At 65.1% G+C, this 24,090-nt stretch carries 24 protein-coding genes; 8 read left to right on the top strand and 16 right to left on the bottom strand.

The annotated features are described in order from the left end of the window. The first annotated feature begins 164 nt into the window (after window positions 1-164). Both ahpC and ahpF read left to right on the top strand, forming a co-directional pair. Complete coding sequence (ahpC, locus tag ACIQUS_RS11510; protein ID WP_128325693.1) at window positions 165-728, top strand: alkyl hydroperoxide reductase subunit C; 564 nt, start codon at window positions 165-167, stop codon at window positions 726-728. 121 nt (window positions 729-849) lie between these two features. Further along, window positions 850-2,427, top strand: a complete 1,578-nt coding sequence (ahpF, locus tag ACIQUS_RS11515; protein ID WP_403046944.1) for an alkyl hydroperoxide reductase subunit F — start codon at window positions 850-852, stop codon at window positions 2,425-2,427. Window positions 2,428-2,479: 52 nt separating this feature from the next. Here the strand turns inward: ahpF and ACIQUS_RS11520 are convergent, their stop codons facing one another. The 5 genes from ACIQUS_RS11520 to ACIQUS_RS11540 all read right to left on the bottom strand — a co-directional run bounded on the left by ACIQUS_RS11520 (window position 2,480) and on the right by ACIQUS_RS11540 (window position 5,893). After that, window positions 2,480-3,310: an AraC family transcriptional regulator gene (locus tag ACIQUS_RS11520; protein ID WP_403046947.1), complete on the bottom strand. Its 831-nt coding sequence runs from the start codon at window positions 3,308-3,310 to the stop codon at window positions 2,480-2,482. Further along, on the bottom strand, window positions 3,307-3,630 hold the full coding sequence (locus tag ACIQUS_RS11525; RefSeq protein WP_403046950.1) for an AzlD domain-containing protein: 324 nt from the start codon (window positions 3,628-3,630) through the stop codon (window positions 3,307-3,309). Before ACIQUS_RS11525 ends, ACIQUS_RS11520 begins: the two co-directional genes overlap by 4 nt. After that, window positions 3,627-4,325: an AzlC family ABC transporter permease gene (locus ACIQUS_RS11530; RefSeq protein ID WP_403047404.1), complete on the bottom strand. Its 699-nt coding sequence runs from the start codon at window positions 4,323-4,325 to the stop codon at window positions 3,627-3,629. Before ACIQUS_RS11530 ends, ACIQUS_RS11525 begins: the two co-directional genes overlap by 4 nt. Before the next feature lie 104 nt (window positions 4,326-4,429). Next, window positions 4,430-5,152 carry a sel1 repeat family protein gene (locus ACIQUS_RS11535; RefSeq protein WP_403047405.1) on the bottom strand — a complete coding sequence of 241 codons (723 nt, stop codon included), beginning with the start codon at window positions 5,150-5,152 and terminating at the stop codon, window positions 4,430-4,432. A gap of 123 nt (window positions 5,153-5,275) precedes the next feature. Then, window positions 5,276-5,893 carry a LysE family translocator gene (locus ACIQUS_RS11540; RefSeq protein ID WP_403046953.1) on the bottom strand — a complete coding sequence of 206 codons (618 nt, stop codon included), beginning with the start codon at window positions 5,891-5,893 and terminating at the stop codon, window positions 5,276-5,278. A gap of 110 nt (window positions 5,894-6,003) precedes the next feature. On the opposite strand from ACIQUS_RS11540, the gene ACIQUS_RS11545 reads away from it, so the two are divergent. Next, window positions 6,004-6,903: a LysR substrate-binding domain-containing protein gene (locus ACIQUS_RS11545; protein WP_403046956.1), complete on the top strand. Its 900-nt coding sequence runs from the start codon at window positions 6,004-6,006 to the stop codon at window positions 6,901-6,903. Here the strand turns inward: ACIQUS_RS11545 and ACIQUS_RS11550 are convergent. Beyond that, on the bottom strand, window positions 6,900-7,805 hold the full coding sequence (locus ACIQUS_RS11550) for a LysR family transcriptional regulator (protein ID WP_403046958.1): 906 nt from the start codon (window positions 7,803-7,805) through the stop codon (window positions 6,900-6,902). The genes ACIQUS_RS11545 and ACIQUS_RS11550 overlap by 4 nt on opposite strands. 122 nt (window positions 7,806-7,927) lie before the next feature. Here ACIQUS_RS11550 and ACIQUS_RS11555 point away from each other — a divergent pair, with 122 nt between their 5' ends. Next, complete coding sequence (locus ACIQUS_RS11555) at window positions 7,928-9,127, top strand: MFS transporter (protein ID WP_403047407.1); 1,200 nt, start codon at window positions 7,928-7,930, stop codon at window positions 9,125-9,127. Between the two features lie 65 nt (window positions 9,128-9,192). Beyond that, window positions 9,193-11,553 (top strand): DNA polymerase II, encoded by a 2,361-nt coding sequence (locus ACIQUS_RS11560; protein ID WP_403046961.1) that lies wholly within the window; start codon window positions 9,193-9,195, stop codon window positions 11,551-11,553. A gap of 138 nt (window positions 11,554-11,691) precedes the next feature. Here ACIQUS_RS11560 and ACIQUS_RS11565 read toward each other — a convergent pair whose 3' ends face one another. Further along, window positions 11,692-12,192 (bottom strand): DUF1772 domain-containing protein, encoded by a 501-nt coding sequence (locus tag ACIQUS_RS11565; protein ID WP_403046964.1) that lies wholly within the window; start codon window positions 12,190-12,192, stop codon window positions 11,692-11,694. A gap of 174 nt (window positions 12,193-12,366) precedes the next feature. Between ACIQUS_RS11565 and ACIQUS_RS11570 the strand changes: the two genes are divergently transcribed. Beyond that, a complete protein-coding gene (locus ACIQUS_RS11570) occupies window positions 12,367-12,921 on the top strand; it encodes a DUF4174 domain-containing protein (RefSeq protein ID WP_403046967.1) in 555 nt (184 codons plus the stop codon). Window positions 12,922-12,927: 6 nt separating this feature from the next. Here the strand turns inward: ACIQUS_RS11570 and ACIQUS_RS11575 are convergent, their stop codons facing one another. The 6 genes from ACIQUS_RS11575 to ACIQUS_RS11600 all read right to left on the bottom strand — a co-directional run bounded on the left by ACIQUS_RS11575 (window position 12,928) and on the right by ACIQUS_RS11600 (window position 19,080). After that, window positions 12,928-14,031 carry a polyamine ABC transporter substrate-binding protein gene (locus ACIQUS_RS11575; protein ID WP_403046970.1) on the bottom strand — a complete coding sequence of 368 codons (1,104 nt, stop codon included), beginning with the start codon at window positions 14,029-14,031 and terminating at the stop codon, window positions 12,928-12,930. A gap of 34 nt (window positions 14,032-14,065) precedes the next feature. Beyond that, window positions 14,066-14,881 carry a carbon-nitrogen hydrolase family protein gene (locus ACIQUS_RS11580; RefSeq protein WP_403046972.1) on the bottom strand — a complete coding sequence of 272 codons (816 nt, stop codon included), beginning with the start codon at window positions 14,879-14,881 and terminating at the stop codon, window positions 14,066-14,068. 97 nt (window positions 14,882-14,978) lie between these two features. After that, complete coding sequence (locus ACIQUS_RS11585; RefSeq protein ID WP_403046974.1) at window positions 14,979-16,142, bottom strand: Gfo/Idh/MocA family protein; 1,164 nt, start codon at window positions 16,140-16,142, stop codon at window positions 14,979-14,981. Beyond that, a complete protein-coding gene (aroQ, locus tag ACIQUS_RS11590; protein ID WP_403046977.1) occupies window positions 16,139-16,594 on the bottom strand; it encodes a type II 3-dehydroquinate dehydratase in 456 nt (151 codons plus the stop codon). Before aroQ ends, ACIQUS_RS11585 begins: the two co-directional genes overlap by 4 nt. Continuing rightward, window positions 16,591-17,985, bottom strand: coding sequence for an MFS transporter (locus ACIQUS_RS11595; protein ID WP_403046980.1), 1,395 nt, complete (start codon window positions 17,983-17,985; stop codon window positions 16,591-16,593). The genes aroQ and ACIQUS_RS11595 overlap by 4 nt, the downstream gene beginning before the upstream one ends. Before the next feature lie 42 nt (window positions 17,986-18,027). Continuing rightward, window positions 18,028-19,080 (bottom strand): Gfo/Idh/MocA family protein, encoded by a 1,053-nt coding sequence (locus ACIQUS_RS11600; RefSeq protein WP_403046983.1) that lies wholly within the window; start codon window positions 19,078-19,080, stop codon window positions 18,028-18,030. 91 nt (window positions 19,081-19,171) lie between these two features. On the opposite strand from ACIQUS_RS11600, the gene ACIQUS_RS11605 reads away from it, so the two are divergent. Further along, window positions 19,172-20,116 carry a LysR family transcriptional regulator gene (locus ACIQUS_RS11605; RefSeq protein WP_403046985.1) on the top strand — a complete coding sequence of 315 codons (945 nt, stop codon included), beginning with the start codon at window positions 19,172-19,174 and terminating at the stop codon, window positions 20,114-20,116. Window positions 20,117-20,177: 61 nt separating this feature from the next. Next, window positions 20,178-20,942: a trans-aconitate 2-methyltransferase gene (gene tam / locus ACIQUS_RS11610; protein WP_403046988.1), complete on the top strand. Its 765-nt coding sequence runs from the start codon at window positions 20,178-20,180 to the stop codon at window positions 20,940-20,942. On the opposite strand, the gene ACIQUS_RS11615 is transcribed toward tam, so the two are convergent. The 3 genes from ACIQUS_RS11615 to ACIQUS_RS11625 all read right to left on the bottom strand — a co-directional run bounded on the left by ACIQUS_RS11615 (window position 20,923) and on the right by ACIQUS_RS11625 (window position 24,062). Continuing rightward, window positions 20,923-21,303 carry a DUF2784 domain-containing protein gene (locus ACIQUS_RS11615; protein WP_403047409.1) on the bottom strand — a complete coding sequence of 127 codons (381 nt, stop codon included), beginning with the start codon at window positions 21,301-21,303 and terminating at the stop codon, window positions 20,923-20,925. The two genes, tam and ACIQUS_RS11615, sit on opposite strands and share 20 nt — an antisense overlap. A 117-nt stretch (window positions 21,304-21,420) precedes the next feature. Then, window positions 21,421-22,698, bottom strand: a complete 1,278-nt coding sequence (gene preA, locus ACIQUS_RS11620) for an NAD-dependent dihydropyrimidine dehydrogenase subunit PreA (protein WP_403047411.1) — start codon at window positions 22,696-22,698, stop codon at window positions 21,421-21,423. After that, complete coding sequence (locus ACIQUS_RS11625; protein ID WP_403046991.1) at window positions 22,695-24,062, bottom strand: NAD(P)-dependent oxidoreductase; 1,368 nt, start codon at window positions 24,060-24,062, stop codon at window positions 22,695-22,697. Before ACIQUS_RS11625 ends, preA begins: the two co-directional genes overlap by 4 nt. Window positions 24,063-24,090 lie beyond the last annotated feature (28 nt).

Here is a 24,090-nt window from a genome sequence, read left to right on the forward strand (position 1 = left end):
GCCGGCGATAGGCTGCACAGCAGCCCCAGTAATATTCCTTCTATTAGTATCCTCCCTTATAGCCAAAACCAATCAGCGACATCAGCTTTGCCAATGAGCATTGATCCAATGCATTGGCTACGATTCTCCCATCAGTTTTTTCAACCCCTGAAGGAGAGTCACTCATGCCTATCATCAACAGCCAGGTAAAACCGTTCAAAGCCACTGCTTACCACCAGGGCAAGTTCGTCGAAGTGTCTGACGCCGACCTGAAGGGCAAATGGTCCGTGGTGTTCTTCTACCCAGCCGACTTCACCTTCGTCTGCCCGACCGAGCTGGGCGACCTGGCCGACAACTACGCCGAGTTCAAAGACCTGGGCGTGGAAATCTACGGTGTGTCCACCGACACCCACTTCACCCACAAAGCCTGGCACGACACCTCGGACACCATCGGCAAGATCCAGTACCCGCTGATCGGTGACCCGACCCACGTCATCTCGCGCAACTTCGATGTGCTGATCGAAGAAGCCGGTATCGCCGACCGTGGCACCTTCGTGATCAACCCTGAAGGCCAGATCAAGATCGTCGAACTCAACGACGGTGGCGTAGGCCGCGACGCCAGCGAACTGCTGCGCAAGATCAAGGCTGCCCAGTACGTTGCCGCCCACCCGGGCGAAGTCTGCCCGGCCAAGTGGAAAGAAGGCGAAGCGACCCTGGCGCCATCGCTGGACCTGGTCGGCAAGATCTAAGACCGTGAGCCAGCCGAGGGCGGTGCTCGCCCGTACCTGACGTTGCCACCGCCCCGCAAGACGCCCGGGCGCTTTCGCCCGGGCGTTGTTATTTCTACCGTTTGAAAAAGGAATCGCCCGTATGTTGGACGCCACGCTTAAAACTCAGTTGAAAGCCTACCTGGAGCGGGTCACTCAGCCGATCGAGATCGTCGCCTCCCTCGATGACGGCGCGAAATCCCGCGAATTGCGCGACCTGCTGGTGGAAATTGCCGGCCTGTCGCCCCTCATTACCTTGCGCGAGGACGGCAACGACGCCCGTCGCCCGTCGTTCTCGCTCAATCGCCCGGGCGCTGCCCTTGATGGCAAAGGCATCAGCCTGCGCTTTGCCGGCATCCCCATGGGCCACGAATTCACCTCGCTGGTACTCGCCCTGCTGCAGGTCGGCGGTCATCCGTCCAAGGCCAGCACGGAAGTGATCGAGCAGATCAGCGCGCTCAAGGGTGAGTTCAACTTCGAAACCTACTTCTCGCTGTCGTGCCAGAACTGCCCGGACGTGGTCCAGGCGCTGAACCTGATGGCGGTGCTCAATCCCAATGTGCGCCATGTCGCTATCGACGGTGCGCTGTTCCAGGCCGAAGTCGAGTCGCGCAAGGTCATGGCCGTGCCGAGCGTCTACCTCAATGGCGAAGTGTTCGGCCAGGGCCGCATGGGCCTGGAAGAGATCCTCGCCAAGCTGGACACCAGCGCCGGCGAGCGCCAGGCCGAGAAGATCAATGCCAAGGACGCCTTCGATGTGCTGGTGGTCGGTGGTGGCCCGGCTGGCGCTGCCGCCGCGATCTATGCTGCCCGTAAAGGCATCCACACCGGCGTGGCCGCCGAGCGCTTCGGCGGCCAGGTGCTCGACACCATGGCCATCGAGAACTTCATCTCGGTCCAGGAAACCGAAGGGCCGAAACTGGCCATGGCCCTGGAGGAGCACGTCAAGCAATACGACGTCGATATCATGAACCTGCAGCGCGGTGAGGCCTTGATCCCGGCTACTGACGGCGGCCTGCATGAAGTGCGCCTGGCCAGTGGTGCGTCGCTCAAGGCCAAGACCGTGATCCTGGCCACCGGTGCCCGCTGGCGCGAAATGAACGTGCCGGGTGAGCAGCAATACCGCAGCCGTGGCGTGGCTTACTGCCCGCACTGCGATGGCCCGCTGTTCAAGGGCAAGCGCGTGGCGGTGATCGGTGGTGGCAACTCCGGCGTGGAGGCGGCCATTGACCTGGCGGGAATCGTCGCCCAGGTGACCTTGATCGAGTTCGACAGCCAGCTGCGCGCCGACGCCGTGTTGCAACGCAAGCTGCACAGCCTGCCCAACGTCAAGGTGATCACCAGCGCCCTGACCACCGAGGTGCTGGGCGACGGCGAGAAGGTCAATGGCCTGCGCTACAAGGATCGCAACAGCGATGAGCTGCATGACCTGCAACTGGAAGGCATCTTCGTGCAGATCGGCCTGCTGCCCAACACCGATTGGCTCAAGGGCACGATCGAGCTGTCGCCGCGTGGTGAGATCATCGTCGACTCCCGTGGCCAGACCAACCTGCCGGGCGTGTTTGCCGCGGGTGACGTGACCACCGTGCCGTACAAGCAGATCGTGATTGCGGTGGGTGAGGGCGCCAAGGCCTCCCTGGCGGCCTTCGATCACCTGATCCGGACGTCGGCACCGGCCTGACGGGCCTTATCGCGGGGGTAGGAGCGGGCTTGCCCCGCGATGCCGTATTCCCTCACCCCAGACAGGCACGCCGGTACTCCCCCGGCGTCACCCCATAGGCCTGCTTGAACTGCCGGTTCAAATGACTCTGGTCGGAAAAGCCCAGGGCAAAGGCCACATTGAACGGCAGGCAGTCGTTTCGCAGCAATGCGCGTGCACGGCTCAGGCGTCGTTGTTTGAGCCAGGCGTGGGGCGGCAGGCCGGTGGCCTGGCGAAACACCCGGGCGAAGTGAAAGGGTGACAGGTTGACCGCCTCGGCCAGTTCCTGCAGCGAAGGCGGGTAGGCCAGACGACTGTCCATCAGCTCCTTGGCCCGGGCCACGGCGCAGGGTTCATTGCCTGGTTCGCGGGCGTTGCCAATCCGGGCGTGACGCTGTACCAGCAGCCAGACCGCTTCGCGCCAGGCGGTCTGCTGTTCCAGGGCGCTGGCGTCGTGCTCGGCCGAGCAGTGCAGCCCACTGAAAGCCCTGGCCAGTTGCGGATCGTGCAGCACACTGGCGTCGAAGCTCGGCAGGCCGTCACGTTTGACTTCCAGTTCATCGAGCACACCGGTAATGCGCTCGATCTGCGGGTAGAAACCGCGATAGCGCCAGCCGAGTTCGTGGGCCTTGGCGCCGGTGTGCAGCTCGTCAGGGTGGATCAGCACCATGCTGCCCACCGGAGCCAGGTGCTCGCTGCCACGGTGCCAGAAACGCTGGGCGCCGGACTCGATGATGGTGATCACATAGCCTTCATGCACATGGGGGGCGAAACGCTGCTGGACATACTGTGCATGCAGCATCTCGATATCGCCCAAAGCCTGGGCTTGCCAGAAGCGGGTCTGTTCCCGTGTCGCTGCACTCATGGATTGGCGTTCAACCACCAGCGGAAAATAAAGAAGCACACCATGCTCACCAGCATGCTGATCAAGGTACTGCGGGTCAACAGCACCAGCACCACGGCCACCACCGAACCCAGCAGGTAGGGGTTGGCCAGGCTCAGGTCGAGCTGGTGACCGGGCAGGAAGATGATCGGCCCGCAGATCGCCGTGAGCATGCCCGGCACGGCAAAACCGAGAAACTGCCGCGCATTGGAGCTCAGGCGCAGGGGCAGGCGTGGTTCGAGAAAGGCATAGCGGTTGAGGAACACCAGCACACCCATGCCGACGATCAAGGCAAAAATCATGACCGTGCTCCGCTGAATTTCTGGCAGATAAAGCCGGCACTCATGCCCAGCAAGCCGGCGGCCACCAGGCCGGTTTCCCACTGCCAGAAACTGAACAGCACCGAACTGAACAACGACACCGCGACGCAGACCACCGTGGGCAGGTTGCGAACCAGCGGGGTAATCAGGGCGACGAAGGTGGCGACGATGGAAAAGTCCAGGCCCAGCTGGTCCAGGTGCGGGATGTTCTGGCCCAGGATAATCCCGGCCAGGGTGAACAGGTTCCAGGCAATGTAGAAGGTCAGGCCCACGCCCAGGGCATACCAGCGGTTGAACTGTTGCTGGTCGTACTGGCTGGTCAACGCGAAGAATTCATCGGTGAGCAAGAAACCCAGGCCCAGCCGCCACCGGGTAGGCAGGCCCGAGAGCACCGGGCGCATCGACAGGCCGTAGAGCAGGTGCTGGGAGGTCAGCAGCAGGGTGGTCAGCAGAATCGAAAACAGGTTGGCCCCGCCCTTGATCATGCCGATGGCCACCAGTTGCGCGGCGCCGGCAAATACGATGGCCGACAGGCCCTGGCCTTCCCAGGGGGTGAGGTCGGCTTCGATGGCCATGGAGCCGGCCAGCAGGCCCCAGGGGGCGACGGCCAGCGATAACGGCAGGATGGCAACGGCGCCCTGGATGAACGCCTGGCGGGCAAAGGGTGGACTGGACATGGACATCTGCAACAACGGGAAAAGGTTGTACAGCATGCCAGAGCCGCGCGCGGGTGACTTGAACGATCTTGCTGTCACTCATCACCCGCCGGGGTTGATGCGCTTCAGTGATGACTGCTCAGCAAGCGCTGTTGCGCGGCGTAGCAGCCATTGAGGTCCACGGCCTTCTGCCAGTAGGCCTGGCGCTGCTGCGGGTCGAGATTGCCCTGCAGCCGATAAATCTCGGCCTGGTAATCGCGCTGCCGGCCCCACTGCATCGCCAGGCCCTGAGGCTGTTCGCGGTTGCATTGCAAGCGCAGGGCGGGTTGCGGGTAGTAGGGCGCGAAGCGATTGCTACTGGCCTGGAGGCTTTCGAGGTCGCGGCGAAAGTCGCTGCTTTGGCGGTAGTCGGCACACCAGCTTTCGATACCCAGGGCGGCAGGCGCAAAACCCTGGGCGAGGCTGGTCTGCAACAGCGGGCAGGCTGCCGCCGGGATCCGCGCGGCAGGCAGGTAGGTCATGTAATAGAGCGCCAGGCGATAGCGTGCTACCGGATGGTCCAGCTCCACGGCCTTTTCCAGCAGGCTCACTGCAGGTGCCAGGGTGCGCCCCAGGGCCTGGCCTTGTCGTGCCAGGTCCTGGTCGGTGCTGCTGGTCTTGAGGCTGAAGCCGTCGTTCTGGCTGTCGGCCTGCTCCAGCATCTGCACGGCCTGGCGGTACAACAGGTCGGCGTGGGGCGCGATCTGTACGCTATCGGCCAGGGCGCTGATGGGTACCAGTACGGCGAACAGGCCACGCAACAGGTGCGTTTGTATCGAGGCGAAACGCGGAGGCTGGCGACTGGGCATGAAAACATCGGTGTAGCGGTAAGTTTCAGGGTTCAATCCGACTGTCCATAGTGGGGTTCGAGGGGCCTGGAATTAGTTCGGACATTCTAACCATTGTAGGAGTCGGTCGAAACCCGGGTAGGGTCAGGGCAACAGAATGTTGAGATTGTAGAACAGGCCGACGGTGGCGATCACCAGCAACAGCGCACCGCTGGTCAGGCTGATCAGGCGCCGATGGCGTGGGCTCACCAGCCGTGCGGTGAGGAAGATGTACAGCCCGAGGATGGTCAGGTCGATGGCAATCCAGACCAGCGACAGCAGCACCAGGCTGTTATTTATGTAGGAAGTGACTTGTATGAACTGCGGGAAAAAGGCCACAAAGAACAGGATGTCCTTGGGGTTCGACAGGCCGACCACGAAACCCTGCCACAGACCGCTGCGCTGTGTCGGGGCCACGGCGGCAGCCGGGACGTCGGCCAGGGCCTCGGGCAGGCTGGCGATCGCCAGGTAACCGATGAACAGGCACCCGAGCAGGCTCAGGCCAGCCAGCCAGCGCGGGTCGATGACCGCACTGGTGAGAATCACGCCGGCGGCCAGGGCGATCAGTACCAGCGAGGCGGCATTGGTGCCCAGGGCGGTCAGCAGCGCCTGGCGGCGACCCGCGCTGGCCGTGGTGTTGATGACCAGGGCCACCACCGGGCCGGGTGTGGCGATCAAAAGCAGGACGGTCAGGGCGTAGGTCAACAGCAGGGCGGTATTCATGGCATCACTCGCAGCGAAAGGGCAGGCGGGCATTCTCGGCAGCCCCCCGAAGCTTGTAAAACGCCTGTTACTGTGGCTTTCTATTAGTTTTACTCATGCTTTAGGCGGCCATGACCGAACGCATCCCCGCATTGCAGGCCCTGAGGGCATTCGAGGTGGCCGCGCGCTTTGGCTCGTTCACCCGCGCCGCTGAAGAACTGGCCCTGACCCAAGGCGCCATCAGCCATCACATCAAGACCCTCGAAAGCCTGTTCGACTGCGCGCTGTTCGAGCGGCGCGGGCCGAAAGTGGCGCTGACCGAGCCGGGCCGGCTGCTGGCCCAGGAGCTCAAGGTCGGCTTCAAGATCATCGAAAACGCCTGTGGCCTGCTCAAGCAGGACCGCCAGCACCTGCGCCTCAAAGCGCCCTCGACCCTGACCGTGCGCTGGTTGCTCAGGCAGTTGGCGCTGTTCAAGCAAGGCGAGGAACACCCTCAGGTACAACTGAGCAGCGTGTGGATGGACATTGACTCGGTGGACTTTTACAGCGAGCCCTACGACTGCGCGATTCTCCTCGCAGATGGCCACTTCGGCGCTGACATCGCCAGCCTCAAGCTGTTTGATGAATGGCTGGTACCGGTGTGCCAGCCCGGCTATGCGGCGGACCTGGCCAGTTGCGAACGGCTGCACCCCTCGCCGGATCGCCGTGACTGGCGGCGCTGGTTGAAGCGCACAGGGGGCGATGGGTTGAGCCTGGAACGCGGCCAGGTGTTCGACACCCTGGATCAGGGCATTTCGGCAGCCCAGCAAGGCCTGGGCGTGGCCGTGGTCGACCTGCTGCTGGCCAGCGGCGAGCTCGACGCCGGGCGCCTGGTTACCCCCTTCCCCCAGGCCGTAGCCACCGGCGAGGGCTACTACCTGACCTGGCTACAGGCCAGTCCCAAGGCGCGTCAGGTGCAGGCCCTGGGTGAATACCTGCAGCAAAACGTGCCGCAACGGCCCAGTCACGGGCTGGACTATTTGTATGACTAATACTGTGGTGCGCCCGCCTGCGGCAGCACCCGCGTGCTCATGAAGTCGATGAACACCCGCAGCCGTGGTGGTACTTGCCGCCCGGACGGCCACAACAGGTAGAAGCTGCCGCGCCGCTCCATGTAGTCATCGAGCACGGTCACCAGTTCCCCGCGCTGCAACTGCTGGCGCACGGTGAAATCCGGAATGCAGGTAATGCCGCGATCGCGCACGGCAAAGCAGATGCGCGTGTCGACGTGGTTGCAGACCATCGACACCGGAATCTGGTATTCACACCCGGCCGGTTCCTGGCGCAACGGCCATTGTTCGAGCTTGCCGGTGCTGGGGAAACGGTAGTGCAGGCACGTGTGCCGGGCCAGTTGGTCGGGGTGGGTGGGGGTGCCATTGTTCGCCAGGTAGGTCGGTGAGGCCACCAGGACATGGTGGAAGTGGCCGAGAAAGCGCGCGCTAAGGCGCGAGTCGCCGGGCGTGCCGCCGCGCATCACCACATCGAACCCTTCGCCGATGATATCGACCATGCGGTCGTCGAAATCCAGGTCCAGCTCGATGGCCGGGTACTGCGCCATGAACTCGCTCAAGGCCGGCATCACCAGGGCGGTCACCTGCGGCAGGCTGATGCGCAGGCGCCCGCGCGGCACTTCGTGGGCCTGGGAGAGTTCCAGCTCGGTGGCTTCGATCTCGGCGAGGATGCGCCGGCTGCGTTCCAGGAACAGGCTGCCCTCGGCAGTCAGGGTGATGCTGCGCGTGCTGCGGTGAAACAGGCGCACGCCCAGGCGGCTTTCCAGACGCGCCACACGCTTGCCAATGGCCGAAGCACTGATGCCCAACGACTGGGCTGCGCCGACGAAGCTGCCCGTTTCCGCCACCCGCACGAACACCACGAAACCACTGAGGCTATCCATCTGTATGTCCTGATTGCGGACATCAATGTCCGTTATGAGCGGAATTGTACCCGTCTTTTTCCGCAGTGACCGCAGGCTTAAGGTTCGCCCATCTTTCCTACAGGAGTTTCACCATGACCCAGATGAGTTGCACGGCCGATGGACCCGCCGCACTGGCACAGCCCTTGCCGGTCAGCGGCCTGCTGGCCCTGGCCATGACCGGTTTTATCGCCATCCTCAGCGAAACCCTGCCGGCCGGCCTGCTCGGACAGATCGCCAGCGGCATGCAGATCAGCGAGGCCATGGCCGGGCAGATGGTCAGCGTCTATGCCCTGGGCTCGCTGCTTACGGCCATTCCGCTGGTGACCCTGACCCAGGGCTGGCGCCGGCGGCCGGTATTGTTGCTGGCGATTATCGGTTTCTTGCTGTTCAACACGGTGACGGCCTTGTCCAGTGCCTACTGGCTGACATTGGTCGCCCGCTTCATGACCGGGGTCGCCGCGGGCCTGGCCTGGGGCGTGATCGCCGGGCATGCGCGGCGCATGGTCAGCCCCGAGCAACAGGGCCGGGCCATGGCGCTGGCGATGATCGGCGCGCCGCTGGCCTTGTCGCTGGGGGTGCCGGCCGGCACCTGGCTGGGTGAGTTGCTGGGCTGGCGCATGACCTTTGCCCTGGTCTCGGCGTCGACCCTGGTGCTGGTGGCCTGGGTGCTGTGCAAGGTGCCGGATTTTGACGGCCACGCCCCGGGCCAACGCCCGGGCATCGCCCAGGTGCTGCGCACTCCAGGGGTACTGTCGGTGCTGTTGGTGATCCTCACCTGGGTGCTGGCGCACAACGTGCTGTACACCTACATCGTGCCGTTCCTGGCCTCGGTGGGGTTGGCGGCAAGTACCGGCATGGTCCTGCTGACCTTCGGCATCGCCGCCTTGGCCGGTATCGGCGTGGTCGGTGCCTTGATCGACAAGCACCTGCGCAACATGGTGCTGCTGAGTTTGTTCGGCTTTGCCGTGGTGGCGCTGGTGCTCGGCTTTGTCAGCCGGTCGGCAGCGCTGGTGTATGCCAGTGTCGCGCTCTGGGGCCTGACCTATGGCGGCGCGCCGACTTTACTGCAAACCGCCAGCGCCGACGCCGCCGGGGAGGGTGCGGATGTGGCGCAGTCAATGATCGTCACCGTATGGAACTCGGCGATTGCCGTCGGCGGCCTGCTCGGTGGCGTGCTGCTCAGCCAGTGGGGCGTGGGTAGCTTTCCCTGGGTGCTGCTGGTATTGATCGGCCTGGCCCTGCTGATTGCCGGGCGCGCCCAGGGTCACGGTTTCGCCCCGGGTGCCCGGGTGCACAGCTAAGTTCGGCAGGCGCGGCGCAGACGGGTAGAATCGACGCATACACAGGTGTTTTCGAGGTTGCAGCGGTGGAGTTACAGCAGGGCTTTGTCCTGACCCGGCATTGGCGCGACACCCCGGCCGGTACAGTGGTCGAGTTCTGGCTGGCCACCGATCAGGGGCCGCGGCGCTTGCGGCTGGCGCCGCAGACCTCGGTGGCGTTCATCCCCGCCGAGCAGCGTGGGCAAGCCGAAAGCGTGCTGCGCGGCGAGCGCGATGTCGAGTTGCGCGAACTGGCCCTGCGCGACTTCGAGCAGCGGCCGGTGCTGGGCCTGTACTGCCGCCAGCACCGCCAGTTGATCCAGCTGGAAAAGCGCCTGCGTGCAAGCGGGGTGCAAATCTACGAAGCCGATGTGCGCCCGCCCGAGCGCTACCTGATGGAGCGTTTTATCACCGCGCCGGTCAGTTTCAGCGGTACGCCCGATGCCAGCGGCGTATTGATCGATGCCCAGCTCAAACCCGCCCCCGGCTACCGGCCGACGCTCAAGCTGGTGTCGCTGGACATCGAGACCACCGAGCGTGGCGAGCTGTACTCCATTGCCCTCGAAGGCTGCGGGCAGCGCCAGGTGTACATGCTCGGCCCGGCCAATGGTGACCCTGAAGAGATCGATTTCGACCTGGAGTACTGCGACAGTCGCGCGCAACTGCTCGAACGCCTGAACGACTGGCTGGCCCTGCACGACCCCGATGCGATCATCGGCTGGAACCTGGTGCAATTCGACCTGCGCGTGCTGCAGCACCACGCTACCGAACTCAAGGTGCCGCTATGCTTGGGGCGCGGCGGCGAGGCGATGGAGTGGCGCGAGCACGGCAGCCGCGCACACTTCTTTGCCGGGGCCGCCGGGCGCCTGATCATCGACGGAATCGAAGGGTTGCGCTCGGCGACCTGGAGCTTTCCCTCGTTCAGCCTGGAAAACGTCGCCCAGACCTTGCTTGGCGAAGGCAAGTCGATCGATACGCCGTACCAGCGCATGGATGAAATCAACCGTATGTTCGCCGAGGACAAGCCGGCGCTGGCCCGCTACAACCTCAAGGACTGTGAACTGGTCACGCGGATTTTCGCCAAGACCGAACTGCTGACCTTCCTGCTCGAGCGGGCCACGGTCACCGGCTTGCCGGCCGATCGCAGCGGCGGTTCGGTGGCCGCGTTCTGTCATCTGTACATGCCCTTGATGCATCGCCAGGGCTTCGTTGCGCCGAACCAGGGCGAGCGTCCGGAAGAGGCGAGCCCCGGCGGCTTCGTCATGGACTCGCGACCGGGTTTGTACGAGTCGGTGCTGGTGCTCGACTACAAGAGCCTGTACCCCTCGATCATCCGCACTTTTCTGATCGATCCGCTGGGCCTGGTCGAAGGCTTGCGCGAACCGGGTGACGCCACTTCGGTGCCGGGGTTTCGCGGTGCGCGCTTCTCCCGCACCCGGCATTGCCTGCCGGCGATCGTCGAGCGGGTCTGGCAGGGCCGCGAGACGGCCAAGCGCGAGCACAATGCGCCGTTGTCACAGGCGCTGAAGATCATCATGAATGCCTTCTACGGTGTGCTCGGTTCCAGTGGCTGTCGGTTCTTCGATCCACGCCTGGCCTCATCGATCACGATGCGCGGCCACGAGATCATGCGCCATACCCGTGAACTGATCGAGGCCCGGGGGTACGCGGTGATCTATGGTGACACCGACTCCACCTTCGTCTGGCTCAAGGGGGCCCATGACGAAGCGGACGCGGCGCGCATCGGCCGTGAATTGGTGCAGCAGGTCAACCAGTGGTGGCGTGAACATCTGCGCGAGCGCTTCGGTCTGGACAGTGCCCTGGAGCTGCAGTACGAGACCCATTACAAGCGCTTTCTGATGCCGACCATTCGCGGCGCCGAGGAGGGCAGCAAGAAGCGTTACGCCGGCCTGGTGCAACGTGGCGAGGGCGTTGAGGAGATGATCTTCAAGGGCCTGGAAAGCGTGCGCACGGACTGGTCGCCACTGGCCAGGCAGTTCCAGCAGGAGCTATACGAGCGGATCTTCAAGCGCCAGCCGTACCAGCAGTACGTGCGCGAATACGTGCGCAAGACCCTGGCCGGCGAGCAGGATGAACTGCTGATCTACCGCAAGCGCCTGCGCCGGCCCTTGGCGGACTACCAGCGCAACGTACCGCCCCATGTACGGGCGGCGCGCCTGGCCGACGACTTCAACGACCGCCAGGGCCGTCCAAGGCAGTACCAGAGCGGTGGCTGGATCAGCTACGTGATCACCGTGGCCGGCCCCGAACCCCTGGAGACCCGGCATTCGGCGATCGACTACGACCATTACCTGACGCGGCAATTGCAGCCGGTGGCTGATGCGATCCTGCCCTTTGTGCAGGACGACTTCACCGCCTTGATCGATCGGCAGTTGGGGTTGTTCTGACCGGTGGGAGCGGCGGTGCGACGACTCGACTTGCCCCGCGATTGAACGCTGCGACGCATCGCGGGGCAAGCCCGCTCCTACAGGCAGTCGATCGCAGGCTTCGCCAGCTCCCACAGCGCCGGCAATGGCTACTGGCAGCTAGGCCTCGCGGATCAGCCACAGCGCCAGCATCAACCAGGCGGCCGCCGCCAGGGCCGTTACCGTGCGCACATGGTTCCAGCGGTTCCAGCTCGGCACATAACGGTGCCAGGCCGCTGCCGCTTCGGGGCTGGCCGGGTCGAGGCGCGCCAGGGACTGGTTCTTCGGCACGTTGAACAGCATCGTCACCACGATATTGCCCGCCAGGTACAAGGCACTGCCGATCGCCATGCACAGGCTGCCCGGCAACGGCCAGCGCTGGTAGGCCCAGACCAGCAACACCACGCAGGTCACTGCAGTACCCAGGAACAACGCAAGGAACAGCCGGTTGAGCACCACCTTGTTGATCGATTGCATGGCCGTGACCGCACTCTGTTCAGGGATGCGTTCAAGGGCGGTCATGACGAAGTTGGAGAAGGCGAAAAACAGCCCACCCATCAATCCGCAGCCCAACGCCGTGGCAAGGATCAGCAGCAACAGCAGGGTATCGACGACACTCATGGTCTATCCTCAGATTCAGATGTCAGCCTGTTCTGGATGCCTCAAAGGCCTTGCATGGAAACCGGAAGTTACCTTTGACTTGTCCACGGAATTCGTCCTGTAGTTTAGGCTCGCACCTCGGATCTTTCGTCGCGATCTGTAGTCTTTGATGCATGGAATTTGAAGGAGATGCGCATGCTCGTCCGGTCACTGACCCTCGCCACCTTGCTGGCCATTGCCGGCCCCGTCCTCGCCGACGACGCCCCCTTGACCCAGGACCTGTACAAGTCCCGCCCCTTGATCGTCATCGCCCCCAGCACCGCCGACCCGACCCTGCGCGGTCTGAATGAAGCCCTGAAGGATCCGGCCACCAAGAAGGCCTTCGATGAACGCAACCTGGTGCTGTACAGCGTGGCCGGGATGGTCGGCAAGCGTGACGACAAGAACCTCGAGCAGCAAACCACCATGGCCCTGATCCGTGAGCTCAAGCTGGGCGCACGTACCGGTACCCAGGTGATCCTGGTGGGTAAGGATGGCGAGAAGCATGTGATCGAACATGACGGCTCGGTGGAACCCGAGTCGATCTTCAAGGCCGTGGATAACCTGCCGGCCGCCGAAAAAGCGGTAACGCCACCCCCGGTCGTAACGCCCACGCCGGTGGCCGAAGCCAAGCCGGGCAAGGATGGCAAACCGGCCAAGCCGGCCAAACCCGCCAAGCCGGCCGCGCCGCCCAAGCCGCTGGAGGACTGACGCGCCTCAGTTGCCCGTCCTGACCGTGCTCCACACCCGGGTACGGACCCGCTCCAGCTTCAGGGGCAGCGGTTCGAGGGCGAACAGGGTGTCGAGCACCGCCTGCGACGGGTACACCATGGGGTTGTCGCGAATCTTCGCATCGACCAGTCCGGTCGCATCCTTGTTGGCATTGGGGTAGCCCAGGTAGTTGCTCGACGCGGCGATGACCTCGGGCTTGAGCATGTAGTTGATGAAGGCCAGGCCCTGTTGCGGGTTGGGTGCATCCTTGAGCAACACCATGTTCTCCTGCCACAACGGCGCACCTTCGCGGGGGATGCTGTAGCGGATCTGCCGGCCATTGCCGGCGTTCTCGGCACTGAGCCTGGCTTCGAACACGCCGCCCGACCAGCCCACCACCACACAGACGTTGCCATTGGCAAGGTCGGAGATGAAGCGCGACGAGTCGAAGTAGCGAATGTGCGGGCGCAGCTTGAGCAGCAGCGCTTCGGCCTTGCGGTAGTCGTCCGGGTTCTTGCTGTTGTACGGCAGGCCCAGGTAGTGCAGGGCGATGGGGATGATCTCGTTCGGTGCATCGAGCATTGCGACCCCGCATTCGCTCAATCTGGCCAGGTTGGCTTCGTCGAAGATCAGTGCCCAGGAGTCCACGGGGGCCTGGTCGCCGAGCAGCGCCTTGACCTTGTCCTGGTCATAGCCGATGCCGGTGGTGCCCCACATATAGGGCGCGGCATAGCGGTTGCCGGGGTCGTTGCCCTGCAGCTTGGCGAGGATCTGCGGGTCCAGGTGGGGAAAGTTGGGCAACTGGCTGCGGTCGAGTTCGGCCAGCACCCCGGCCTTGATCAGGTTGGGCAGCAGGTCGCCGCTGGCGAACACCACGTCGTAGCCACTGCGCCCGGCCATCAGCTTGCTCTGCATCACGTCGCTGTTGTCGAACACGTCATACACCGGGGTGATCCCCGATGCCTGCTGGAACTGCCGGGGGGTGTCCGGGGCGATGTAGTCGTACCAGTTGTAGATGTGCACGCTGGGGGTGGCAGGCTCGCCGGCCTGCAGGCCAGTAGCGCCCAGCAATGCAGACAGGGCCAGGGGTAAGCAGCGGATCGACTTCATGGGCACACTCCGGTTTTTGTTGTTGTAGGTGCGGCTAGGGGATCAGCAGTTCGCGCAAGCCGTTGGCGTGTTCGATCCGTGTGCCCGGCAGGTGCAGGCGGCGATCCTGCAGGTAGTCGTAGTCACGGCGAGCAAGGGCAAGCTGTCCGAGGTCCAGTTCGACCTGCTGGCGGCACGGCTCGCGCCCGGCTTCGAAACGCATCCGCCCGAAGGGGTCGACCACGGCGCTGCCACCGGCGAATACCAGCCCGTCGCTGCCTTCACCCACGCGATTGACCATCAGGGCAAACGCCTGGTTTTCCTGGGCGCGGGCCATGATCGCGGTGCGGTGCACCGGGCCGTAGGGGTCCATGTTGCCGTTGCTGACAATGATCAGGTCGACACCCAGCTGTGCCAGCGCCCGGCTGGTTTCCGGCAGCTCGATGTCGTAGCAGATCAGCAGGCCGATGCGCAGGCCTTTCCAGCGAGTCGTGACGTAGCGGTCGCCGGCCTCGAACAGGCCGCGCTCCGATGGCCACAGGTGGGTCTTGCGGTAGCTCAAGGCGATGCCGTGCGGTGTGAGCAGTACCGAGGTGTTGTAGAAGCGCTCGCCATCCCGTTCGGCCAGGCCGACCACCACCGCCACGCCACGTTCGCGCACGGCCTGTTGAACCGCCGCAAGGGCAGGGCCGTGGAGGGGTTCGGCGACGTCGGGCAGTTGTCCGGCATTGGCAAAACCCATCAGCTGGGTTTCCGGGAATACCAGCAAGTCGGTGTCGGCCTGGCAGGTGGCAATGGCGTGCAGGACGCGCTGCAGGTTATAGGGGGTATCGCCGTCACGGCCATCAAGCTGTACGAGTTCGATCTTCATCGCGGTTCCTTGTGCAGGTGTGGAACCGAGTATGCGCGGCCCGGTGCGGGCCGCACATCACAGCGATGGAGTAACCCTCAATGGGTAAGGGGGCAGGTCACACCGGGGTCCAGCGGCCCTGGTCCTGGTTCGAGCGTACGCAGGCATCGATGAAGGTCATGCCGCGCAGGCCGTCTTCTGCCGTGGGGCACTGGTGGGCCAGGGGGGCGGCGGGGCGCTGTTCGCGGCGCGCGCGTATGAGCTCGGCGGCGTCGCTGTAGAGGTTGGCGAAGGCTTCGAGCAGGCCTTCGGGCTGGCCGGCCTTGATCCGCGTCGCCTGCTTTGCCGCCTCGCCAAGCCAGGCTTCGCCGCGACGCAGGCATTGGTGCGGCTGGTTCTGGTGGCGCAGCTCCAGGCGCTCCGGTTCCTCCTGGTGCCAGTACAGCGAGCCGGTGGAGCCGAACACGCGAATCTGCAGGCCATGGCGATGACCCGCCGCCACGAAGCTGGCCCACAACATGCCCCGTGCGCCGCCGTCCAGGCGCAGCTTGACGTGGGCGTTGTCGTCCGAGCGGCGGCCCGGTACCAGGGTGCTCAGTTCCGCCGAGACTTCACTGACCTCAAGGCCGGTGACAAAGCGCAGCAATTGATGCGCATGCACCCCGACGTCGGCCAGCACAGACGAGGTGCCGGCCTGTTCGGGGTCGGTGCGCCAGGCCAGGCTCTTGACCCCTTGCTGCTCCAGCGGTTGGGTGCCGAAGGCGCTGGCATGCTCGACCTGCACCAGGCGCACCTCGCCAATGGCACCCCGGGCGATCAGCTCGCGGGCCTCGCGGATCATCGGGTAACCGCTGTAGTTGTGGGTCAGCAGTTGCAGCGCCGGGCCCTGGCGGACCCGGTCAAGCAGGGCCCTGGCCTCGTCCAGGCGGGTGGCCAGGGGCTTGTCGCAGATCACATCGATGCCCTGCTCGAGGAACGCCAGGCTGGCCGGCACGTGCACGGCATTGGGCGCCATGATTGCCACCGCCTGGATGCCGTCGGGGCGATCGGCCTCGGCCCGGGCCATCTGCTGGAAATCGGCATAGACGCGCTCGGGCGCAACGCCATAGGCCTGGGCCGCCGCCAGGTTGCGCTGGGGGTCGCGGGCGAACACCCCGGCCACCAGCTCGAAGTGACCGTCCAGATGGGCGGCGTAGCGGTGGGTGGCGCCGATCGACGACTCCAGTCCGCCGCCGACGAAGCCCAGGCGCAGGCGCTGTGCCGGGTTGGCCAGGGTCTTCATGCGGCACCTCCTTGTGGCACGCGCAGGTCGCGGGCGAAATGTTCGATGGCCAGCACATAGCCGTGGGTACCGAAGCCGGCCAGCACCGCCTTGGCCACCAGCGACACGTAGGAGTGGTGGCGGAAGGCTTCGCGGCGATGCACGTTGGAAATGTGCACTTCGATCACCGGCACCTCGGCGGCGATCAGCGCGTCATGGATGGCCACCGAGGTGTGGGTCCAGGCGCCGGGGTTGATGACAATACCGGCGACCCGGCCGCGGGCCTGGTGAATCCAGTCGATCATCTGGCCTTCGTGGTTGGTCTGCTGGAATTCCAGGGTCAGGTCCAGGCGGCTGGCGGCCGATTGGCACAGGGCCTGGACATCGGCCAGGGTTTCCCGGCCATAGACCTCGGGTTGGCGCAGGCCGAGCATGTTCAGGTTGGGGCCGTTGAGCACGAGCAGGGTAGTCATGGGCGCAGGTTTCCAGTCAGTGAAGTGGCGCGCAGGGCGTCGTAGGTGGGTTTGTCCAGGGCCACGGCGTCATGCCGGCCAAGCTGGTCCAGGGGGGTACGGTAGGTTTCCGGGGCGCTCCAGGCGGCGATGGCCGAGATCGCGGTGACCAGGCAGGTGATGCTGCCGATCAGCAGCGGCACGTTGTCCGAGCCTGGCGGTGCCACGGCGGTGAACAGCGCCGGGAGCAGGGCGGTGAACATGTAGCCGACGTTCTGGGCGATGGCCATGGCCGAGACCCGGTAGTGGGTCTGGAACTGCTCGGGGAAGAAGCTTGGGAAGATGGCGTTGTAGCCCTGGTAGATCATCCCCCACATCAGCAGCGAGGCGGCGAAGGCCAGGGGCAGGTTGTGCAGGCTGATGGCGTACAGGTAGAGGAAGGACATCAGCCCGCAACCCAGGGCGCTGCCGATGATCAACGGGCGGCGACCGATACGGTCCGAGAGGTTGCCGACAAAGGGAATCACCAGCACCGCGACGATGTTGCCGACCACCGGAATCCACAGGTACACGCTCTTGTCGAAGCCCACGCCATAGGCCGGCTGCACCGCGTAGGCGGCACCGAACACCGTGGTCACCACCGGGATCACATTCATCAGCGACACCCCCAGCACCACCAGCATGCCGCGCCAGCTGTACTTGAAGGCCTGCTTGATCGGCGAGCGCTGGTGCTGCGCATTGCCGGCCTTGCGGGTGAAGGCCTCGGGCTCCTCGACCTCGCGGCGGATGATGAAGGCGGCGATCAGCACGGCGGCGCTGAGCAGGAACGGAATCCGCCAGCCCCAGCTGTTGAACGCCTCTTCGGGCATGAAGTAGGCCAGCGGCAGGAAGATCGCCGCTGCCAGCACCTGGCCGGCCTGCACCCCTTGCAGGGTGAAGCTGGCGAAGAATCCGCGGCGTCCGGGCGGCGCATGTTCAAGGATCATGGAACTGGCCCCGGCGATTTCCCCGGCCACGGCAAAGCCCTGGATCAGCCGCAGCACCACCAACAGGGCCGGGGCCCAATAGCCGATCTGGTTGTAGGTGGGCAGCAGGCCCACGGCAACCGTGGCCAGGCCCATGAGGAACATGCACAGCAGCAGTACGTTCTTGCGTCCACGGGTGTCGCCCCAGTGGCCGAGGAAGAAGGCCCCGACCGGGCGCGCCAGGTAGCCCACGCCGTAGGTGGCCAGCGAGGCGATGATCGCCACGCGCGGGTCAGTGGACGGAAAGAACACCTGGGGAAAGATCAGCGCCGCGGCCTGGGCGTAGATGAAGAAGTCGTAGTACTCGAGCGCCGAACCGACCCAACCGCTGGCGGTGGCTTTTTTCGTTTGCCGTGAGGCATGCAGCCCATCGGGATGACTGGCCATGGGGTGTCTCCGTTTGTTGTTGTTATGGAGGTGAAGCGGGTGTCACAGCGATTCGGTGAGCACGAGCTGGCCGCTGTGCGCGGCCTGGCTGATGGCCTCGACGATCTGCAGGTTGCGCAGCCCGTCGCGGACCGTCACCAGTGGTTCGGCCCGGCCCTGGATCACGTCGCAGAAATGCGCCAGCTGGCGTTGCAGCGGGTCGGCCTGGTCCAGGGGCGCGACGGCGGTGTTGAAGGGTTTCCACCAGGAGCGGTCCTGATCCTGCTCGTAGTACTTCAGGCGCATGCTCGGGATCGACAGGGAGCCACGGGTGCCGGCGATCACGTAGCAGTCTTCGTCGGCATAGCTTGGGTAATCGAGGTTTTCCCGGGCGGTCTGCTCCCAGCTGCGGGCGCAGGCGGCGGTGTCCGAGAGCAGGAACGTGCCCAGGGCGCCGCTGGCAAAGCGCAGGCTGATGGCCACGCTGTCTTCCACGGCAAAACCGCGGGTGGCGCTGGAGGCCTGGGCCTGCACGGCGACGATTTCGCCACACAGCGAACGCAGGTTGCCGATCTCGTGAATCATGTTGATCAGCACCGGCCCGCCGCCGGCCTGGCGGCGCCAGGGGGCGGCATCGAAATAATCGTCGGGCTTGTAGAACAGGGCGCTGCCCATCACCGCCACCAGCTTGCCCAGCAGGCCTTCGCCGATCAGCTCGCGGGCTTTTTCGAGGATGGCGCTGTGGGCGCGGTGATGCCCCACCAGCAGCCGCGCCCCGCGTTGTTCGGCGATGGCCAGCAGGCGTTTGCCTTCGTCCAGGGTGTGGGCCACCGGCTTTTCGATCAGTGCCGGGACGCCGTGCTCCACGCAGGCCAGGGCGCCTTCGACGTGCAAGTGGTTGGGGGTGGCGAGGATCACCCCGTCCGGCTGCTGCGCGGCGAACAACTGCGCAAGCGAGGTGTACAACGGCACACCGGTGGCAGCGGCAAGCTCGGCTGCAGCCGGCGCCGGATCGACCAGGGCGCAGAGTTGGCAGGCGTTGCTGGCCTGGATCAGTTCGATGTGCCGGCGTCCGATCAGGCCGGCGCCGGCGACGGCGATGCGTAGGGTAGTCATGGCGTTCTCATTGTTCTTGTTGGACAAGGCAGACCGCGACGGCGGTTTTGTGAGAGGCTAATAAAAAACCCAGGGGAGATAATCGGGCCAAATGAAGAATCAGAATGCGCTGGTAGCGAATAATGAGCCCCTGCTGCGCGACCTGCAGCTGTTCTGCGAAGTGGCCCGACGTTCGAGCTTCATCGCCGCGGCCAGCGAGACCGGGCTGTCGCCGGCCCATGTCAGCAAGCGCATCGCGACCCTGGAGACCCTGCTGGGCGTCAAACTGTTCAACCGCACCACGCGACGGGTGAACATCACCAGCGACGGTGAGGCGGCGTTCATCTGGGCACAGAAGATCCTCGAAAATGTCGAGTCGATGTTCGAGTCGTTGTCCGGGGCGCAGAGCGAGCCCCGCGGCACCTTGCGCATCAGCACCAGCCTGCGCCTGGGCCGAGAACACATCGCGCCCATCCTGTCGCTGCTACGCCGCCGGCATCCGACCCTGGATATCTGGCTGGAGCTGCTGGACCGACGGGTGGACCTGATCGGTGAGAACTTCGATATCGATATCCGGGTCGGCGAGGTGCAGGAGAAGCACCTGATCGCCCATCGCATTGCCCAGAGCAAGCGGGTGCTGGCCGCCGCCCCCGACTACCTGGCCCGGCGCGGCCCGGTGCGGGTGCCGGCACAGCTTGCGCAGCAGGATTGCCTGCTGTTTCGCAGCCGTGACGATCGCTTCGGGGTCTGGCGCCTGGTCGGGCCCGGGGGCGCCGAAACGGTCAAGGTCACCGGCCCCATGGCCGCCAATCACAGCGACATCGTCCGCCAGTGGGCGCTGGACGGCCACGGCATCATCATGGCCTCGTACTGGGACGTGTACGGCAATCTTGCGGAGGGTTCGCTGGTGCGGGTGTTGCCGGCCTATCACCAGCCGGCGGATGTCTGGGCGGTGACGGCGGCGCGTTCGGCAAGTTCGGCCAAGGTACGCAGTTGCGTGGCGTTCTTGCGCGAGCAACTGGCGCAGGGGCCTTATGCGCTGGCGGTGGGCGGGTGATGGCCCAGGCCCCGGCAATCGATCTATGCTTAGCCTCTCACGGGCATACAAGGACCCAGCAATGACCTGGTCAGCGGCGCAGTACAGCACCTTCGAGAATGAACGCACCCGGCCGGTGCGCGACCTGGTGGCCGCGTTGCCACCGGGGTCCATCGACACCGCCGTCGACCTGGGCTGCGGCCCGGGCAACTCCACCCAGGTGCTGGCCGAGCGTTACCCGAAGGCTAAGGTCAGCGGTATCGACAGCTCCCAGGACATGATCGACGCCGCCCGCCAGCGCCTGCCGGGCATCGACTTCACCCTGGGCGATATCGGCACCTGGACCGCCCCTCACAGTGTCGACGTGATCCTGGCCAATGCCTCGCTGCAGTGGCTGCCCGACCATGCCGTGCTGTATCCGCACCTGGTCAGGCAGTTGAGGGAAGGCGGTAGCCTGGCCATCCAGACCCCGGACAACCTCGACGAGCCGGCCCATCGCCAGGCCCGCGAAATCGCCAGCAAAGGCCCCTGGGCTGAAAAGATCGGCGCGGTCAGGCACCCGCCACGGCACACCGCGAGCTTCTACTATGACGTGCTCAGCCCCCATTGCCGCCAGGTCGATATCTGGCGCACCACCTATTACCACCCCTTGATGGGCGGGGCGCAGGCGGTGGTGGAGTGGTTCAAGGGCTCGGCGTTGCGCCCCTTCCTGGCGGCGCTGGACGCCGATGAGCAGGCGGACTTCCTGCAGTACTACCTGCAGGCCATGGCCCAGGACTACCCGCCAGCCGCCGATGGCAAGGTGCTGTTGCCGTTCCCGCGCCTGTTCATAGTCGCCACCCGCTGAAGCTCAGCCGCTGGTGCAGCACCCGCAGGTAGACCCCGGCGTTGACCAGCACCAGCACAGCCCCCAGCTGCCACTGGATGCCCGGGGTCAGCCCGGCGGGGTAGATGATCGGCCAGACATAGTGTTCGATGAAACCGCCCTGGTAACCGGCAAGGCCGGCGGCGTGGCGCAGGTGGTTCTCCCAGTCGGTGAGCGGGCAAGGCAGGTGCAGGAGTTCCACGGCGATGCCCCAGCACAGCGCGGGCAGATGCCACCACGGGGCGCTGCGCCACTTGAGTGCCAGCAGGCCGCCCAGCAGTACGAAGACAATGAACAGCAGGTGGAACAGCACCAGGCCATCGGCACCCAGGCGATACAGCATGTCGACCTCGCTGCGGTGGTTGCGCACGATCGCGTCCCACCATGATAGAGGTGTTCGACCCGGCGTTGAGGGCAAGGCGACGAGGGCGCAGACCCTCGTCGCCTTGCCACGTTCGGCTCAGGATGCTTCGCGGTAGGGGTTGCGCGGATCGTGCTGCCAGTCCAGGAACGGCTTGCCGGTGTCCTGGGGCACCATCTCGATGCAGTCCTGGACCGGGCAGGTGATCTGGCACAGGTTGCAGCCCACGCATTCGGCATCGATCACTTCGTAGCGGTGGCTGCCGTCGGCCTGCTTGAGGCTGGCGATGGCCTGGTGCGAGGTGTCTTCGCAGGCGATATGGCAACGCCCGCAGCCGATGCACGCGTCCTGGTCGATCCTGGCGATGACCTGGTAGTTGATGTCCAGGTACTTCCAGTCGGTGGTGTGGCCCACCGCCCGGCCGCTGAAGTCGGCGAGGCTGTGGTAGCCCTGGCTGTCCATCCAGCGAGAGAGCCCGTCCTTCATGTCTTCGACGATGCGAAAACCATGCAGCATGGCGGCGGTGCAGACCTGCACGGCGCCGCAGCCCAGGGCGATGAACTCGGCGGCGTCGCGCCAGCTGCCGATGCCGCCGATGCCGCTGATCGGCAGGCCACGGGTGGCCGGGTCGCGGGCGATTTCGGCGACCATGTTCAGGGCGATCGGCTTGACCGCCGATCCGCAGTATCCGCCATGGGTGCTCATGTCGCCGACGATGGGCAGGGCGACCATGCGTTCGAGGTCGACGCTGGTGATCGAGTTGATGGTGTTGATCAGCGACACCGCATCGGCCCCACCGCGGTGGGCGGCGCGGGCAGACTGGCGGATGTCGGTGATGTTGGGCGTGAGCTTGACGATGACCGGCAGTGAGCAGTGGGTCTTGCACCAGCGGGTGACCTGCTCGACATACTCCGGCACCTGGCCGACCGCTGCGCCCATGCCGCGTTCGGGCATGCCGTGGGGGCAGCCGAAGTTCAGCTCGATGCCGTCGGCCCCGGTGGCCTCCACCAACGGCAGGATGGCTTTCCAGGATTCCTCGACGCAGGGCACCATCAGTGACACGATCAGCGCCCGGTCCGGCCAGTCCTTTTTCACCTGGGTGATTTCCCGCAGGTTGATCTCCAGCGAGCGGTCGGTGATCAGCTCGATGTTGTTGATGCCCATGACCTCGCGGTTGACCCCGTAGTGGGCCGAGTAGCGCGACGACACGTTGACCGCGGCCGGGTCTTCCCCCAGGGTTTTCCAGACCACGCCGCCCCAGCCGGCCTGGAAGGCGCGGACCACGTTATAGGCCTTGTCGGTGGGCGGCGCGGAGGCCAGCCAGAACGGGTTGGGCGCCTTGATACCGGCGAATTCGATCGACAGGTCAGCCATTATGCAGCCTCCACGTTGAGCGTCAGTTGGGCATGGATGGCCTCGGCGGCCAGCTTGCCGTGCTGCACGGCCTGGACGGTGAGGTCCTGGCCCAGGTGGGTACAGTCGCCCCCGGCGTACACCCCGGGCAGGCTGGTGCGCATCTGTTCGTCGACGCGAATGCGCTCGCCGTCGCGGGCCAGCTGCTGGCCGCTGCTGTCACTCAAGGCACTGTTATCGAACGCCTGGCCGATGGCTTTGAAAATGGCATCGGCGGCCAGCTCAAAGGTTTCCCCGGTGGCTTGCAGGCGCCCGTCAGCCATGCCCGTGCGAGCAAAGCGCATACCGCGCACCCGGCCCTGATCGTCGAGTAATACTTCTTCGGGCTGGGCCCAGGTCAGCAGGCGCACCTGGTTTTCCTTGGCAATGTGTTGTTCGTGCTCGGTGGCGCCCATGTCCTCGACGCCGCGGCGGTACACCAGGTTGACATCGCGGGCACCGAGGCGGGCCATCTGCACGGCCATGTCGATGGCGGTGTTGCCGGCGCCCAGGACGATGCAGCGATCGGCCAGGGGCAGGCTGCCGAGGTCGTCGGCCTGGCGCAGTTCGCGGATGTAGTCGGTGGCGGCCAGCATACCCGGGGCGCTTTCGTCGGCCAGGCCCAACTGGCGGCTGGCGTTCAGACCGAGGCCGAGGAACACCGCATCGAACTGCTGCTGCAACTCGCCCAGGGTCAGGTTCTGGCCCAGCACCTGGCCATGGCGGATCTCGATGCCGCCGATCTGCAGGACGAAATCCACCTCGCGCTGGGCGAAATCGTCAACCACCTTGTACTTGGCGATGCCGTATTCGTTGAGGCCGCCAGCCTTGGGCCGGGCCTCGAAGATCACCACGTCATGGCCGTGCCAGGCCAGGCGATGGGCGCAGGACAAACCGGCAGGACCTGCGCCGACCACGGCAATGCGCTTGCCGGTGCTGGCGGCGCGCTGGAACGGGTGTTCGCTGAAGCCGGCGTTATCCAGGGCATAGCGCTGCAGCAGGCCAATGAGCACCGGCGCGCATTCCTGATGGTGGTTGCGCACGCAGGCCTGCTGGCAGAGGATCTCGGTCGGACAGACCCGTGCGCAACTGCCGCCGAGGATGTTGGCCGAAAGGATTTTCTCGGCGGCGCCCTGGACGTTCTCCTGGTGGATGTTGCGGATGAACGACGGGATGTCGATGTCGCTGGGGCAGGCGTTGACGCAGGGGGCGTCGTAGCAGTACAGGCAGCGCGAGGCTTCCTGGGCGGCCTGGCGGGCGTTGAGCGGTGGGGCCAGGTCGTTGAAGTGCTCGGCCAGGGTCGGGTTGTCGGCGCTCGGTCGGGGGAGGTGGCTGAGGGAATCGATCACGGTGGTTTCCTCTTTTTTCTTTTTTTTT

Origin of the sequence: Pseudomonas sp. NPDC090755 (genome assembly GCF_044769005.1) — a bacterium.
Taxonomy (GTDB): Bacteria; Pseudomonadota; Gammaproteobacteria; order Pseudomonadales; family Pseudomonadaceae; genus Aquipseudomonas.

Coding starts and splice junctions, on each gene's coding strand:
- ACIQUS_RS11540 (WP_403046953.1), bottom strand. CDS start 5,893: ATGAATACCGCCCTGCTGTTGACCTACGCCCTGACCGTCCTGCTTTTG.
- ahpF (WP_403046944.1), top strand. CDS start 850: ATGTTGGACGCCACGCTTAAAACTCAGTTGAAAGCCTACCTGGAGCGG.
- ACIQUS_RS11600 (WP_403046983.1), bottom strand. CDS start 19,080: ATGACTACCCTACGCATCGCCGTCGCCGGCGCCGGCCTGATCGGACGC.
- ACIQUS_RS11525 (WP_403046950.1), bottom strand. CDS start 3,630: ATGATTTTTGCCTTGATCGTCGGCATGGGTGTGCTGGTGTTCCTCAAC.
- ACIQUS_RS11535 (WP_403047405.1), bottom strand. CDS start 5,152: ATGCCCAGTCGCCAGCCTCCGCGTTTCGCCTCGATACAAACGCACCTG.
- ACIQUS_RS11595 (WP_403046980.1), bottom strand. CDS start 17,985: ATGGCCAGTCATCCCGATGGGCTGCATGCCTCACGGCAAACGAAAAAA.
- ahpC (WP_128325693.1), top strand. CDS start 165: ATGCCTATCATCAACAGCCAGGTAAAACCGTTCAAAGCCACTGCTTAC.
- ACIQUS_RS11520 (WP_403046947.1), bottom strand. CDS start 3,310: ATGAGTGCAGCGACACGGGAACAGACCCGCTTCTGGCAAGCCCAGGCT.
- ACIQUS_RS11555 (WP_403047407.1), top strand. CDS start 7,928: ATGAGTTGCACGGCCGATGGACCCGCCGCACTGGCACAGCCCTTGCCG.
- ACIQUS_RS11575 (WP_403046970.1), bottom strand. CDS start 14,031: ATGAAGTCGATCCGCTGCTTACCCCTGGCCCTGTCTGCATTGCTGGGC.
- ACIQUS_RS11530 (WP_403047404.1), bottom strand. CDS start 4,325: ATGTCCAGTCCACCCTTTGCCCGCCAGGCGTTCATCCAGGGCGCCGTT.
- ACIQUS_RS11580 (WP_403046972.1), bottom strand. CDS start 14,881: ATGAAGATCGAACTCGTACAGCTTGATGGCCGTGACGGCGATACCCCC.
- ACIQUS_RS11570 (WP_403046967.1), top strand. CDS start 12,367: ATGCTCGTCCGGTCACTGACCCTCGCCACCTTGCTGGCCATTGCCGGC.
- ACIQUS_RS11550 (WP_403046958.1), bottom strand. CDS start 7,805: ATGGATAGCCTCAGTGGTTTCGTGGTGTTCGTGCGGGTGGCGGAAACG.
- ACIQUS_RS11585 (WP_403046974.1), bottom strand. CDS start 16,142: ATGAAGACCCTGGCCAACCCGGCACAGCGCCTGCGCCTGGGCTTCGTC.
- ACIQUS_RS11615 (WP_403047409.1), bottom strand. CDS start 21,303: ATGCTGTATCGCCTGGGTGCCGATGGCCTGGTGCTGTTCCACCTGCTG.
- aroQ (WP_403046977.1), bottom strand. CDS start 16,594: ATGACTACCCTGCTCGTGCTCAACGGCCCCAACCTGAACATGCTCGGC.
- ACIQUS_RS11545 (WP_403046956.1), top strand. CDS start 6,004: ATGACCGAACGCATCCCCGCATTGCAGGCCCTGAGGGCATTCGAGGTG.
- ACIQUS_RS11605 (WP_403046985.1), top strand. CDS start 19,172: ATGAAGAATCAGAATGCGCTGGTAGCGAATAATGAGCCCCTGCTGCGC.
- ACIQUS_RS11565 (WP_403046964.1), bottom strand. CDS start 12,192: ATGAGTGTCGTCGATACCCTGCTGTTGCTGCTGATCCTTGCCACGGCG.
- tam (WP_403046988.1), top strand. CDS start 20,178: ATGACCTGGTCAGCGGCGCAGTACAGCACCTTCGAGAATGAACGCACC.